Here is a 12,768-nt window from a genome sequence, read left to right as displayed (position 1 = left end):
AGCGACAGTGCGCCCGTCCCGCGCCCGTGGAGCGCTCAGGAGCCGGTGGCGGCCCCGCCCCTCAGGACCGCTCCTCGTCCAGCCGCTGCAGCAGGTCGTCGAACGCCTTCTCGACCTCGTCGTGGTCGTTCTGCGCGGCGCGCTGCTTGCCGTGGATGAGCGCGGCCCGGTTGACCGTCGAGAAGTCGCCGTAGGGGAAGTGGTAGCGCTTCTTGGTCTCCTCGCCGGCGTCGGGATCGACGGCCAGGTGCCAGGCGGCGTAGCCGTCCCAGCCCTGCTCCTGGATCACGGTGTTGCCGTCGTCGGCCGACGGGGCGGCATCGGACCACTGGGTGTCGACGTCGACCGTCCCGTCGCCGATCAGCTGACGGGCACGGCGGACGGCGGCCTGGTTGAGCTCGTAGTTCGGCATGGGCTCCCCGTACCCGGGAGCCTCACCTCACTCGCCCCTGTCGCCGCCGTCCTCGGGTCCGGCGGCAGCCCGCGCGCCCGGCGTCAGCCCTCGCCGCCGTCCTCGGCGTGCCGGCCGTCGTACTCCGCGCCACCGGCGGTGTCCGGGTTGGCGGGGTCGCCCAGTCCGGCGGGCGTGCCCGGCTCGGGGACGCTCGGCGCGTGGGCGCTGGTGGCCGGGGCGTCGAGCGTCGCGTCGGGGGTGGCCTCGTCGCCGAGGAGGGTGCGGAGGGCCGACCCGGTGATCCGCCGGAAGGCCCGCTTGGGACGGCGCCGGTCGAGGACGGCGACCTCGAGCTGTGCGGCGGTCAACTGCGCCGGACCACCGTTGCCTGCGCCCGCGGTGACGGGGCTGACCGCGGACAGCGCCCGGACGCCCACCTGCAGGGCGTCGGCCAGCCCCATGCCCGGCAGGAAGTGCTCGCGCAGGTGACCGGTCACGGCCTCGGCCTGCCCACCCATGACGACGAAGTCGGGCTCGTCGACGACCGAGCCGTCGAACGTCAGCCGGTAGAGCTGGTCGGTCTCCGGGCGGTCCCCCACCTCGGCGACGCACAACTCCACCTCGTAGGGCTTCATCTGCTCGGTGAAGATCGCGCCGAGGGTCTGCGCGTAGGCGTTGGCGATCACCCGGCCGGTGACGTCACGGCGGTTGTAGGAGTAGCCCCGGACGTCGGCCAGCCGGACGCCCGCCACCCGCAGGCTCTCGAACTCGCTGTACCGGCCGACAGCGGCGAAACCGATGCGGTCGTAGATCTCCCCGACCTTGTGCAGCGTCGAGCTGGGGTTCTCGGCGATGAACAGCACACCGTCGGCGTAGGTGACGACGGCGACGCTGCGGCCGCGGGAGATGCCCTTGCGGGCGTACTCCGAGCGGTCCCGCATGACCTGCTCGGCGGAGGCGTAGTACGGCATGGTCATGGGTCAGCCCTCCCCGTCCGTGGTCCGACGGTCGGCGACGATCGTGTCGGCGACGGCGGCGATCTCGGCGTCCGCGAGGCGGACCGCGCCCTCGGCGTCGACCCGGTAGACGATCGGGTAGAGCCGGCGGACCGGGTCGGGGCCGCCGGTGGCGGAGTCGTCGTCGGCGGCGTCGTAGAGCGCCTCGACGACGGTGCGGGTCGCTGCGTCGGCCGGCAGACCGCTGCGCCAGGTCTTCTTGAGCGAGTTCTTCGCGAACAGCGAGCCCGAGCCGACGGCGGCGTAACCCCGCTCCTCGTAGTTCCCGCCGGTGACGTCGTAGCTGAAGATGCGCCCGGGGGCGGTGCCCTCGGCGGCGTCGAGGTCGAAGCCGGCGAACAGCGGGACGACGGCCAGCCCCTGCATCGCCGCACCCAGGTTTCCCCGGATCATCGCGGCGAGCCGGTTGGCCTTGCCGTCGAGGGACATCGTGAGGCCCTCGATCTTCTCGTAGTGCTCGAGCTCGACCTGGTACAGCTTCACCATCTCGATGGCGATGCCCGCCGCGCCCGCGATGCCGATCACGCTGTAGGAGTCGGCCGGGTAGACCTTCTCGATGTCGCGCGAGCTGATCAGGTTGCCCATGGTGGCGCGCCGGTCGCCGCCCATGAGGACACCGCCCTCGTAGGTGACCGCGACGATGGTCGTGCCGTGCGGAGCGAGGTCGGCCATGGACGTCGTGGGCACCGGGCGGCGGCCGGGCAGCAGGTCAGGCGCCGCGCTGGAGAGGAAGTCGGTGAACGAGGAGCCCACCCGGTCCAGGTAGGCGGGCGGGAACCCGCTCCGGCCAGTCGACTGATCGCTCACGCGTCCGCCTCGCTGGCGCTCGGCGCCCACGTGCCCGACGCTGCTGTGCTCACTGTTGAGCTCGCAAGCTCGCTCAAGTATCCGCCTCTCCCGCCTGCTCGCGCCGGCGTGCACCACTGGTCCGCCCGGTGCTCCGCGTGCTGGTGCCGGGCGCGCTCGGACGTCGCTGCGACCCTACCGGCGGCTCCCCCGGCCGGCTGGCCGCCTCCGGCTCGCCGGCCGAGGCCTCCACCAGGTACGCGATCGCCTGCTGCTGGTTGTGGTGCTCGACGTAGAAGACGGCCGCCTGCAGCGCGGCGGGGTCGTCGCGGAACTGTCCGAGCCCGCCGTTGCAGTTGAAGCACAGGAGGGCCCGCACCTTGCCGGTCGAGTGGTCGTGATCGACGTGTGCGGCCGGCGCCGTCCTACAGATCGCGCAGACCCCATTCTGCTGGCGGAGCATGTGTTCGGCTTCCGCAGCGGTGATCCCGTATCTGCGCGTCAGGTGGTACGTCCGAGCCCCGCCCACCTTTTCCAGTGCGCGCTTGCCCCTCGCGTTGTGACAAGGCTTGCAATAGGAGCCGTACCCACTTGTCGACGCGGCTGTTCTGACGAACTCGTCCAGTGAGCGCACGGTGGCGCAGTCGGGGCACCACTTCTGGCCTTCTGCGACGACCAGGCCCGCGGGACGTCGTCTCTGCACCCGAGGTTTCGCGCGCCTCGCCTCCCGTGTGCGTGCTGATCGCTCAGCAAGGTGCTCACGACAGTAGAACGCCAATCCGTCCCTCGACCGAGCATTCTTCGAGAACATCTCGACAGGGCGGTATCCATCGCAGTCCTTGCAGAACTTGACTGCCATTCTCGTGTATTTGTCCGAAACTATTCACTCCCCCCCTTTTTGTACGTACGCCCTCACGAAGTCCTCGCTGTTCTCCTCGAGGACCTCGTCGATCTCGTCGAGGATGGAGTCGACGTCCTCGGTCATCTCCTTGTGGCGTTCGGCGACCTCGGTGTCGACCGAGGCCTCGACCTCGTCGGTCTCCTCGCGCGACCGCGTCGCCTTCTGCTGCCCGCCGGTGTCCTTGGTGGCCATGGCCTGCCCTCCCGTCGTGGGAACTGCTGCTAGGCGCTGAAGCTACCCGCCGGGTGTGACATCGGGAGCTCGTTCCCGAGCACGCCGCGGCCGTCCTCCGGTGGCGGGACTGCTCGCACCCGGCGTCCCGTCGGCATGTTGCAGCCCTGTCATCGGAAGGTCACGGGTTTGCACTCGTGGTCCGCGCGTCGACGGGAACACCACCTGCAGGAGGATCCGCCGCCCGCCACGACATGGCGGCCTCCGGCCGCAGAGCCACACGGCACGGCGGCGGGCACCACGAGAGTCGATGAACGAGGAGACAGACGTGAACCTGCGACTTCGAGCACGACGAGGAACTGTGACGGGCGCCGGCGCGGCGGCCCTGACGGCGGCTGCGGTTCTCGTGGCCCCTGCCGCGGCCGCAGCGCCGGCCGATGAGCTGGAGGACGCCGCCCAGGCTGCGCAGGAGCAGTCCGAGCAGGCGCTGGACGAAGCCCGGGAGACGCTCGACGAGGCCCAGGAGGAGGCCGAGCAGGCCGCCGAGGAGGGCAGCGACGAGGCCCAGCAACGAGCACAGCAGGCCGTGGAGGACGCCGAGCAGGCGCTCGAGGACGCCCGGCAGGAGGCCGAGCAGGCCGTGGACCAGGCCCGCGGGGATGCGGCCGACGTCTTCGGCAGCATGCCGAAGATCGACCCGGGCGACTGGCTGCCGGATGACCTGAGGCGTGACCTGGCGGATCTGCAGGACCTGCCCGCGGACGAGCGGGCCGAGGAGCTGCAGGACATCGCCCAGGAGGGCCTCAGCGGCAGCTACGGCGACGAGGTGGAGAACTGGACCGAACGCATCGGCGGCCTGATCGCATCGCTGCCGCGGGAACTCCGCCAGGACATCCAGTCGCTGTTCGGCCAGGAGCCGGAGGAGGCCCGCGCCGACCTGCGCCAGATCATGGAGGGCGCCGTCGACGGCGAGTACGGCGAGGACGTCGAGGAGTGGGCCGACTGGCTGCGCGACACCGCGCAGCGGTGGGACCTGGCTCGGGCCATCCAGGGCAGCCCGGCCGGCCAGGACGACGGCGGCAACTGACCGCCCGGGACGGCGGAACCCTCGCCCCGGCCGGCCGCGCGCCGGACGGCCCGGCGAGGGCTCCGTCCCGTCGGGTCCGTCCGGCCACCGGGCAGGCGACCGGGATCAGCCGCCGGTGATGGTGTCGACCAGCTCCTGCGCCGTCGCGGAGGCCTCGAACAGCGCGCCGACGTGCTCCCGGGTGCCCCGGAGGGGCTCCATCGTCGGGATGCGCACCAGGTTCTCCCGCCCGAGGTCGAACACGACCGAATCCCAGGACGCCGCCGCAACCTGTGCAGGGAACCGGCGCAGGCACTCGCCGCGGAAGAAGGCGCGGGTGTCGGCCGGCGCGTGCACGACGGCCCGGTCGACCTCCTCGTCGGTCAGCAGCCGCTGCATCGAGCCGCGGGCCACGAGCCGGTTGTAGAGGCCCTTCTCCGGGCGCACGTCGGAGTACTGCAGGTCCACGAGCTTCAGGCGCGAGTCGCCCCACGCCAGACCGTCGCGGGAGCGGTATCCCTCGAGCAGCCGGAGCTTGGCGGGCCAGTCCAGCCGGTCGGCGCAGCGCATCGGGTCGATCGAGAGGTCTTCGAGCACCTCGGCCCACCGGCGGAGGACGTCGTCGGTCTGCTCGTCGTCCTCCCCACGCTGGGCGACGAACTTCTGCGCGTGCTCGAGGTATGCCTGCTGCATCTCCAGCGCCGTCATCCGGCGCCCGTCGCGCAGCCGCACCGTGTGCGTCAGCGACGGGTCGTGGCTGACCGCCCGCAGCGCCTCCACCGGCTCCTCGAGCGAGAGGTCCTGCGGCAGGAACCGGGCCTCGATCATGGCCAGCACCAGCGACGTCGTCCCCACCTTGAGGTAGGTGGACAGCTCCGCGAGATTGGCGTCCCCGATGATCACGTGCAGCCGCCGGTACTTCTCGGCGTCGGCGTGCGGTTCGTCCCGGGTGTTGATGATCGGGCGCTTGAGCGTCGTCTCCAACCCGACCTCGACCTCGAAGAAGTCCGCCCGCGAGGAGATCTGGAAGCCGTGCGTGCGGCTCTCCACGCCGATGCCGACCCGGCCGGAGCCGGCGAACACCTGCCGCGTCACGAAGAACGGCACCAGCCCGCGGATGATGTCGACGAACGGCGTGCGGCGGTCCATCAGATAGTTCTCGTGGGCGCCGTAGGACGCGCCCTTGCCGTCGGTGTTGTTCTTGTACAGCTGGATGGGCTGGGTGCCCGGCACGAGGGCGGCGCGGCGGCTGGCCTCGGCCATCACCCGCTCCCCCGCCTTGTCCCACAGGACGATGTCGCGCGGGTTGGTGACCTCCGGGGTCGAGTACTCCGGGTGCGCGTGGTCGACGTAGAGCCGGGCGCCGTTGGTGAGGATGACGTTGGCCATCCCGGTGTCCTCGTCCAGGTCGTTGTGATCCAGCGCCTGCGCCGGGGTGAGGTCGAACCCACGGGCGTCGCGCAGCGGGGACTCCTCCTCGAAGTCCCAGCGGGGACGGCGCCGCGTCGGCGCGTCGGCCACCGCCCAGGCGTTGACCACCTGGCTGGACAACGTCGTCGGGTTGGCCGTGGGATGCCCCGGCACCGAGACGCCGTACTCGACCTCGGTGCCCATGACCCGCCGCACGCTCATGCCTCAACCCTAGGCCGCTCCGGCCGGCCGGACCGACGCCGCGGCGACCGCGGTCGGTGGCACGCGATCCGATCGCGTCGTACCGTCAGAGCTCCCCGGGGCCGCAGCAGAGCGGTCGCGGGCCGCCCATGGGTAGTCCCGGCCGTCGTGCCGCCCGTGCGCCCTCCGGACATGCCGCGCGCCCCTTCGTTCCGCCCTGCGGTTGTGCTCCTCCGTCTCCCTGGCTCCGTGGGTGGAGCGTGCCGCGCCCGATCCGGGCCGAGCCGCGTGGGGCGCCCGCCGTTCGAGAGGATCATGACCAAGCCCAGCTCCACCTCCGCCACGTCCACCCGCTCCTACCGCGGCCGCGCGATCGGCCTCGCCGCCGCCGGTGCCGTCCTGGTCGGCCCCTTCCTGAGCACCGGGACGGCGTCCGCTGCTGACGGGGCCACGTGGGACCGCCTCGCGCAGTGCGAGAGCACCGGCAACTGGTCCATCAACACCGGGAACGGCTACTACGGCGGGCTGCAGTTCTCCCAGAGCACCTGGGAGGGCTACGGCGGCCACGAGTACGCGCCGCGGGCAGACCTCGCCACGCGGGAGCAGCAGATCGCGATCGCGGAGCGGACCCTCGCCGGGCAGGGCTGGAATGCCTGGCCGGCGTGCTCGGCCAAGCTGGGGCTCGGGCCCGCCGACCGGGCAGGCAGCGCCCCCGCTCCGGCCCCCGCGCCCGCTCCGGCCCCCGCGCCCGCTCCGGCCCCCGCGCCGGCTCCGGCCCCTGCTCCCCAGGCGGCCGCCCCCGCACCGGCGCCTGCGCCCGAGCCCGCACCGGCACCGCGGGCGGCTGCTCCCGCCCCGGCGCCGGCACCCGAGCGGGCCGTCCCGGGTGCCACGTACACCGTGCGCTCCGGCGACACGCTCTCCCGGATCGCCGCAGTCAACGGCCTCGGCTGGCGGGATCTGTACGCCGCCAACCGGGACGTCATCGCCGACCCCTCGGTGATCCTCCCCGGCCAGGTGCTGAGACTGGGTGGCGCTGCAGCCCCGGCGCCCGCGACGTCCTCGGGCGAGTCGTACACCGTGCGCCCCGGCGACACGCTGTCCCGGATCGCCGCGGTCAACGGCCTGGGCTGGCGGGACCTGTACGCCGCCAACCGGGACGTCATCGGCGGCAACCCGGCGCTGATCATCCCCGGCCAGGTGCTGTCACTCGGCTGATCCGCCCGGCACGCGAACGGCCCGGTCACCTCGCGGTGACCGGGCCGTTCGGCGTCCGCTACAGGTACTGGCCGGTGTTGGTGGCCGTGTCGATCGCGCGGCCGGACTCGTTCCCCTTGCCGCTGATCAGCGTGCGGATGTAGACGATCCGCTCGCCCTTCTTGCCCGAGATCCGCGCCCAGTCGTCGGGGTTGGTCGTGTTGGGCAGGTCCTCGTTCTCCTTGAACTCGTCGATGCACGCCTGCATGAGGTGGCCCACCCGCAGACCCCCGGTGCCGGTCTCCAGACGATCCTTGATGGCCATCTTCTTGGCGCGGTCGACGATGTTCTGCAGCATCGCACCGGAGTTGAAGTCCTTGAAGTACAGGACCTCCTTGTCACCGTTGGCGTAGGTGACCTCGAGGAAGCGGTTCTCCTCGATCTCGGTGTACATCCGCTCCACGGTCCGCTGGATCATCCCGGCGATCGTCGCCTCGCGGCTGCCGCCGTGCTCGGCGAGGTCGTCGGGGTGCAGCGGCAGCGTCGGCAGCAGGTACTTGCTGAAGATGTCCCGCGCGGCCTCGGCGTCCGGCCGCTCGATCTTGATCTTCACGTCCAGCCGGCCGGGCCGCAGGATCGCCGGGTCGATCATGTCCTCCCGGTTGGAGGCGCCGATGACGATGACGTTCTCCAGGCCCTCCACGCCGTCGATCTCGCTGAGCAGCTGCGGCACGATCGTCGACTCGACGTCGGAGGACACCCCGGACCCACGGGTCCGGAAGATCGAGTCCATCTCGTCGAAGAACACGATGACCGGCGTGCCCTCGCTGGCCTTCTCGCGCGCCCGCTGGAAGACCAGCCGGATGTGCCGTTCGGTCTCGCCGACGTACTTGTTGAGCAGCTCGGGGCCCTTGATGTTGAGGAAGTAGGACTTGCCCTGCCCCTCGCCCTTGAGCGCCGACACCTTCTTGGCCAGCGAGTTGGCGACCGCCTTGGCGATCAGCGTCTTGCCGCAGCCGGGCGGGCCGTAGAGCAGGATTCCCTTCGGCGGGCGCAGCTGGTACTCGCGGAACAGGTCCGCGTGCAGGAACGGGAGCTCCACGGCGTCGCGGATCTGCTCGATCTGCCGCGAGAGGCCACCGATGTCGGCGTAGTCGATGTCGGGGACCTCTTCGAGGACGAGCTCCTCGACCTCGCTCTTCGGGATCCGCTCGTAGACGTAGCCGGACCGCGACTCGAGCAGCAGCGAGTCCCCCGCCCGGATGGGCTGGTCGGTCAGCGAGTCGGCCAGGTAGACGACGCGCTCCTCGTCGGTGTGACCGATGACCAGCGCCCGCTGGGTGACGCCGTCGACCGGCTCCAGCAGCTCCTTGAGCATCACGACGTCGCCGGCGCGCTCGAAACCGCGCGCCTCGACGACGTTCATCGCCTCGTTGAGCATGACCTCCTGGCCGGGGCGCAGCTCCGGACCGTCCACGTTGGGCGACAGCGTCACCCGCAGCTTGCGGCCGCTGGTGAAGACGTCGACCGTCCCGTCCTCGTGCCGCGCCAGGAAGACGCCGTAGCCCGACGGGGGCTGCCCGAGCCGGTCGACCTCCTCCTTGAGCGCCACCAGCTGCTCGCGGGCGTCGCGCAGCGTGCCGGCGAGCTTGTCGTTGCGCTCGGACAGGAAGGCAGCGCGGCCCTCCGCATCGGCGATGCGCTCCTCGAGCGCACGCGTCTGCCGGGGGCTGTCGGCCACCTTGCGACGGAGGAGGCCGATCTCCTCCTCGAGGTAGGCGATCTGGGTCAGCAGCGCAGCCACGTCACGCTCGCGTCGCGCCTTGAACTCGTCGGGACCATCGATCGGACCTGGGCCCATCGCGCACCTCCGCAGGGTCGGGGGAGCCAGGACGCAAATCTATACACGCGGCACGACAGTTCGCCGTGGGCTCGCGGTCGCCGTGGTGACGTGCTGGAACGGCCCTCCTGCAGGGGCCCGGCCCGAGCTCGCGAGGGCTGGGGGGCAGGAGGGTCCTTTTTCAGATCTTCTGCGCGCGCCGCTGGCGGATGGGGGCCACCGTGCCCTCGGCGAGCCTCCGGGCGGTGACCAGGAAGGCGGTGTGGGCGACCATCCGGTGCTCCGGGCGCACGGCCAGGCCCACCGCGTGCCACGGTCGCAGCAGCGACTCCCAGGCGTGCGGTTCGGTCCACACGCCCTGGGCCCGGAGCGCCTCCACGTAGGTGGACAGCTGCGTCGTCGTCGCCACGTAGCCCACCAGGACGCCGCCGGGCCGCAGCGCGGCCGCCACGGTCGGCAGCACCGCCCAGGGCTCCAGCATGTCCAGCACCACCCGGTCGACGACCTCCGTGGCCGGGTGGTCGGCCAGGTCGCCCAGCCGCAGGCTCCAGTTGTCCGGCACCTCGCCGAAGAAGGCGTCCACGTTGCCGCGGGCGACGTCGAGGAAGTCCTCGCGGCGCTCGTAGCTGGTGAGGGACCCCTCGGAACCCACCGCCCTGAGCAGCGAGCAGCTCAGCGCACCGGAGCCGGCGCCCGCTTCCAGGACGCGCATGCCGGGCCCGACGTCGCCGAAGCCCACGATCTGGGCGGCGTCCTTGGGGTAGATGACCTGCGCCCCGCGCGGCATGGAGAGCACGTAGTCGGCCAGCAGCGGCCGCAGCGCCAGGTACCCGGTGTTCGCGGTGGAGTGCACGACCGAGCCCTCGGGCGCCCCGATGAGGTCGTCGTGCTCGATCGCCCCGCGGTGGGTGTGGAACTGCTTGCCGGGCTCCAGCACGACGGTGTGCAGCCGGCCCTTGGGGTCGGTCAGCTGCACCCGGTCGCCGGCGACGAACGCGCCGGGCACCGGCGCCGGCCGCTCGACGGACACCTCGTCGCGTGCGTCGTCAGGTGCATCGGCGGGCGTCCCGAACGTCCCTGCGGGCACGTCGGGGTCGATCTCGGGCTGGGTGTCCACAGGCGCCGAGCGTACGGAGGTCGGCGGTGTGACCCGTGTCCCCGGTTCGGCGCGGACACTCGGAACTGTCGGTGCCCCGACCTAGCCTCGGACCCATGACGGTGACGGTGGAGACGAACGCGATGCTCGCCCAGGGTCCGGAGCCCGCCGCGGAGCCGGTCCCCACGCCGGCGCAGGCGCCCCGCCGTCCCTCCCTGTCCCCCAGCCGCGCAGCCGACTTCAAGACCTGCCCGCTGCTCTACCGGTTCCGCACGATCGACCGCCTCCCCGAGCGCAAGAGCCTCGCCATGGTGCGTGGGACGCTCGTCCACTCGGTGCTCGAGCGGCTCTACGACCTGCCGCCGGCGCAGCGCACCGTTGACGGCGCCCTGGAGCTGCTCGAGCCGGCCTGGGCGGACCTGCAGACCGAACCGGAGGTGGCGGAGCTGTTCGCGACCGCCCAGGGCGAAGGCGCCGAGACCGACGTGAACGCGCCCGAGTCGGTGGACGCGTGGCTGGCCTCGGCCGGGAAGCTCGTCGAGCGCTACTTCACGATCGAGGACCCGACGCGCATCCAGCCCGCCGGCCGGGAGGAGCTGGTCGAGGTCACCCTGCCGGACGGGCTGCTGCTCCGCGGCTTCGTCGACCGGCTCGACGTCGCGCCCAGCGGCGCGCTGCGGGTGGTGGACTACAAGACCGGCTCGATGCCCCGCGAGGCGTTCGAGAACAAGGCCCTGTTCCAGATGAAGTTCTACGCGCTGGTGCTGTGGCGGACCCGCGGTGTCGTGGCCGCCCAGCTGAAACTGATCTACCTGGGCGACGGCGACGCGCTCACGTACTCACCCGACGAGGCGGAGCTGCTCCGGTTCGAGCGCACGCTCCTGGCGATCTGGTCGGCCATCGAACGGGCGGTCAGCACCGGTGACTTCCGGCCCAACAAGTCCCGGCTCTGCGGCTGGTGCGACCACCAGGCGGTCTGCCCGGCGTTCGGCGGCACTCCCCCGCCGTTCCCGACCGAAGCGGCCGCAGCGGCCGGCTGGCAGACGCTGCCGATCGTCGAGCGCGACTGACCGGAGCTCCGCCGTTCCCGGTGCACGCCGCCCGCACCGGGCCGCACTCATCGGGACGCGGGCCCCACCGTTTCGCGGGCGGCCAGCACGTCGGCCAGCTCGGGCAGCCCGATGCCGGCCAGCGAGTCGACCTGCACCAGACCGGGAGCAGGCGGCACCGGCTGCAGGCCCGCCACCCCCAGCACCGCGGCGCCGGCGGCCAGGCCGGAGGTGACGCCGACCAGCGAGTCCTCGATGACGACGCTCTCGCCGGGGCCGACACCGAGCGCCGCCATGGCCTGCCGGTAGGGCGCCGGATCGGGCTTTCGGGCGGGGACCTCGTCGCCGCACACGGTGACGTCGAAGGGGCCGCCGTCGGCGTAGCCCATCTCGATGTGCCGGATCACCAGGTCGGCCAGCCGACGGGGCGTCGTCGTCACGAGGGCGGTGCGCAGCCCCGCGTCGTGGACGGCGGCCAGCAGTTCCTGGGCGCCCGGCATCCAGATCAGCCGTTCGGTCATCATCCGGGCCACCGCGTCGAGGATCTGGTCCACGTCGGCCTGGATCTGCGGCTCGGTGCGGGTCACGCCGAGGTCGGCGTAGAGCACGTCCATGGCCACGCGCATGCTCGTGCCCACGGTGGCGGCGCGGGCCCCGGCCGACATCCGGCCGCCCAGCTGGCCGGCGAGGTCGAACATCGCCTCGCCCCAGTACTCCTCGGTCTCCACGAGCGTGCCGTCCATGTCGAACAGCACCGCCCGCAGGTCGGCGGGGTTTCCCGGCTCTCGACCGTCCGCTGGAACCATCGCCACGTCCGGGAGTCTAGGAACGCCGGCCGGGCGGTCCCGGCGGGACCGGCGCTCGGCTCAGGCGGGCCGCGTGTCCGTCAGGGTGGCGAAGGCGATGATGTTGTCCTCGTAGCTGCGCGCCGAGGAGTCGAAGTCACCGCCGCAGGTGATCAGGCGCAGCTGCGCATCGGACGTGTTGCCGTAGACCTCGAGGGTCGGGAACTCGACCTTGGGGTGCGTCTCGACCTTGTCGACGGCGAAGACCGCGGTCGTGCCGTCCTCGCGCGCCACCGCGATCTCGTCGCCGGGGCGGAGGGCGCCGAGGTCGAAGAAGATCCCGGGGCCGTGCTCTGCGGAGTCCACGTGTCCGAGCAGGATCGCCGGTCCGGTGGCGCCGGGGGCCGGCCCTCGCTCGTACCAGCCGGCCTGGTCGTCCGCTTCCAGGGGCGGCACCTCGACCGTTCCGTCGTCGTTGAGGCCCAGCCGCATCAGCTCACTGGTGACGTCGATGCTCGGGATGCTGACCGAGACCGGCTCGGCCACGGCCTCCTCGGCAGGGGCCGCCTCGGCGGCGGGTGTCTGCGGACCGGCCGGCGGCGCGGGGGCGGTGGGCGCAGCGGACTCGGACGCAGTGGACTCGGACCGGTCGGTCGCCGCGGCGGGTTGCGGTGCCTGCTGCTGCCCCGTCACCGCCACCACGATGGCGACCGCCGCCACGACGGCCAGCGCGACGGCCAGCGCGATCCAGGTGCGGGAGCCGGGACGGCGGGTGCTCTCGGTCACGGGGGTCCTTTCGGAGGGGTGAGCGGGGGTGTGCCCGGTCGTGGGGGGGGGGGGGGGGGGGGGGGGGGGC

Annotated in this window: 13 protein-coding genes; 3 read left to right on the top strand and 10 right to left on the bottom strand. The window is 72.2% G+C overall.

Annotated elements, in window-relative coordinates; translation table 11 throughout:
• Window positions 1–61 precede the first annotated feature (61 nt).
• The 5 genes from RM425_RS14090 to RM425_RS14070 form a co-directional block, all read right to left on the bottom strand.
• Window positions 62–412: a hypothetical protein gene (locus RM425_RS14090; protein ID WP_311345848.1), complete on the bottom strand. Its 351-nt coding sequence runs from the start codon at window positions 410–412 to the stop codon at window positions 62–64.
• A gap of 83 nt (window positions 413–495) precedes the next feature.
• Complete coding sequence (prcA, locus tag RM425_RS14085; protein WP_311345847.1) at window positions 496–1,371, bottom strand: proteasome subunit alpha; 876 nt, start codon at window positions 1,369–1,371, stop codon at window positions 496–498.
• 3 nt (window positions 1,372–1,374) lie between these two features.
• Window positions 1,375–2,217, bottom strand: a complete 843-nt coding sequence (prcB, locus tag RM425_RS14080) for a proteasome subunit beta (RefSeq protein ID WP_311345846.1) — start codon at window positions 2,215–2,217, stop codon at window positions 1,375–1,377.
• A 73-nt stretch (window positions 2,218–2,290) separates the two neighbouring features.
• Complete coding sequence (locus tag RM425_RS14075) at window positions 2,291–3,007, bottom strand: endonuclease VII domain-containing protein (RefSeq protein ID WP_311345845.1); 717 nt, start codon at window positions 3,005–3,007, stop codon at window positions 2,291–2,293.
• Between the two features lie 72 nt (window positions 3,008–3,079).
• Complete coding sequence (locus RM425_RS14070) at window positions 3,080–3,289, bottom strand: ubiquitin-like protein Pup (protein WP_311345844.1); 210 nt, start codon at window positions 3,287–3,289, stop codon at window positions 3,080–3,082.
• 340 nt (window positions 3,290–3,629) lie between these two features.
• Here RM425_RS14070 and RM425_RS14065 point away from each other — a divergent pair, with 340 nt between their 5' ends.
• Complete coding sequence (locus RM425_RS14065; protein ID WP_311345843.1) at window positions 3,630–4,355, top strand: hypothetical protein; 726 nt, start codon at window positions 3,630–3,632, stop codon at window positions 4,353–4,355.
• Window positions 4,356–4,460: 105 nt separating this feature from the next.
• On the opposite strand, the gene dop is transcribed toward RM425_RS14065, so the two are convergent.
• Entirely contained in the window at window positions 4,461–5,966 is a 1,506-nt protein-coding gene (dop, locus tag RM425_RS14060) for a depupylase/deamidase Dop (protein ID WP_311345842.1), read from the bottom strand.
• 294 nt (window positions 5,967–6,260) lie between these two features.
• Here dop and RM425_RS14055 point away from each other — a divergent pair, with 294 nt between their 5' ends.
• The gene (locus RM425_RS14055) at window positions 6,261–7,163 is read left to right on the top strand and encodes a transglycosylase family protein (protein WP_311345841.1); all 903 of its coding nucleotides are present in this window, start codon (window positions 6,261–6,263) and stop codon (window positions 7,161–7,163) included.
• A 58-nt stretch (window positions 7,164–7,221) separates the two neighbouring features.
• On the opposite strand, the gene arc is transcribed toward RM425_RS14055, so the two are convergent.
• Window positions 7,222–9,003, bottom strand: coding sequence for a proteasome ATPase (arc, locus tag RM425_RS14050; RefSeq protein ID WP_311345840.1), 1,782 nt, complete (start codon window positions 9,001–9,003; stop codon window positions 7,222–7,224).
• Between the two features lie 160 nt (window positions 9,004–9,163).
• Window positions 9,164–10,099, bottom strand: coding sequence for a tRNA (adenine-N1)-methyltransferase (locus RM425_RS14045; protein WP_449495088.1), 936 nt, complete (start codon window positions 10,097–10,099; stop codon window positions 9,164–9,166).
• Between the two features lie 95 nt (window positions 10,100–10,194).
• Here RM425_RS14045 and RM425_RS14040 point away from each other — a divergent pair, with 95 nt between their 5' ends.
• Complete coding sequence (locus RM425_RS14040) at window positions 10,195–11,148, top strand: RecB family exonuclease (protein WP_311345839.1); 954 nt, start codon at window positions 10,195–10,197, stop codon at window positions 11,146–11,148.
• A gap of 47 nt (window positions 11,149–11,195) precedes the next feature.
• Here the strand turns inward: RM425_RS14040 and RM425_RS14035 are convergent, their stop codons facing one another.
• Both RM425_RS14035 and RM425_RS14030 read right to left on the bottom strand, forming a co-directional pair.
• Complete coding sequence (locus tag RM425_RS14035; protein WP_311345968.1) at window positions 11,196–11,933, bottom strand: HAD family hydrolase; 738 nt, start codon at window positions 11,931–11,933, stop codon at window positions 11,196–11,198.
• A 60-nt stretch (window positions 11,934–11,993) separates the two neighbouring features.
• A complete protein-coding gene (locus RM425_RS14030) occupies window positions 11,994–12,698 on the bottom strand; it encodes a class F sortase (protein WP_311345838.1) in 705 nt (234 codons plus the stop codon).
• Window positions 12,699–12,768 lie beyond the last annotated feature (70 nt).

Origin of the sequence: Blastococcus goldschmidtiae, from assembly GCF_031845325.1 — a bacterium.
GTDB classification, from domain to species: Bacteria; Actinomycetota; Actinomycetes; order Mycobacteriales; family Geodermatophilaceae; genus Blastococcus; species Blastococcus goldschmidtiae.
Note: the sequence above shows the minus strand (reverse complement) of the source record. Positions and strands in the feature narration are given on the sequence as shown.

Excerpts from the sequence above, each read along its gene's own strand:
- dop (WP_311345842.1), bottom strand. The coding sequence starts at position 5,966 with ATGAGCGTGCGGCGGGTCATGGGCACCGAGGTCGAGTACGGCGTCTCG.
- RM425_RS14090 (WP_311345848.1), bottom strand. The coding sequence starts at position 412 with ATGCCGAACTACGAGCTCAACCAGGCCGCCGTCCGCCGTGCCCGTCAG.
- RM425_RS14055 (WP_311345841.1), top strand. The coding sequence starts at position 6,261 with ATGACCAAGCCCAGCTCCACCTCCGCCACGTCCACCCGCTCCTACCGC.
- prcA (WP_311345847.1), bottom strand. The coding sequence starts at position 1,371 with ATGACCATGCCGTACTACGCCTCCGCCGAGCAGGTCATGCGGGACCGC.
- RM425_RS14075 (WP_311345845.1), bottom strand. The coding sequence starts at position 3,007 with ATGTTCTCGAAGAATGCTCGGTCGAGGGACGGATTGGCGTTCTACTGT.
- RM425_RS14035 (WP_311345968.1), bottom strand. The coding sequence starts at position 11,933 with ATGGTTCCAGCGGACGGTCGAGAGCCGGGAAACCCCGCCGACCTGCGG.
- RM425_RS14070 (WP_311345844.1), bottom strand. The coding sequence starts at position 3,289 with ATGGCCACCAAGGACACCGGCGGGCAGCAGAAGGCGACGCGGTCGCGC.
- RM425_RS14040 (WP_311345839.1), top strand. The coding sequence starts at position 10,195 with ATGACGGTGACGGTGGAGACGAACGCGATGCTCGCCCAGGGTCCGGAG.
- arc (WP_311345840.1), bottom strand. The coding sequence starts at position 9,003 with ATGGGCCCAGGTCCGATCGATGGTCCCGACGAGTTCAAGGCGCGACGC.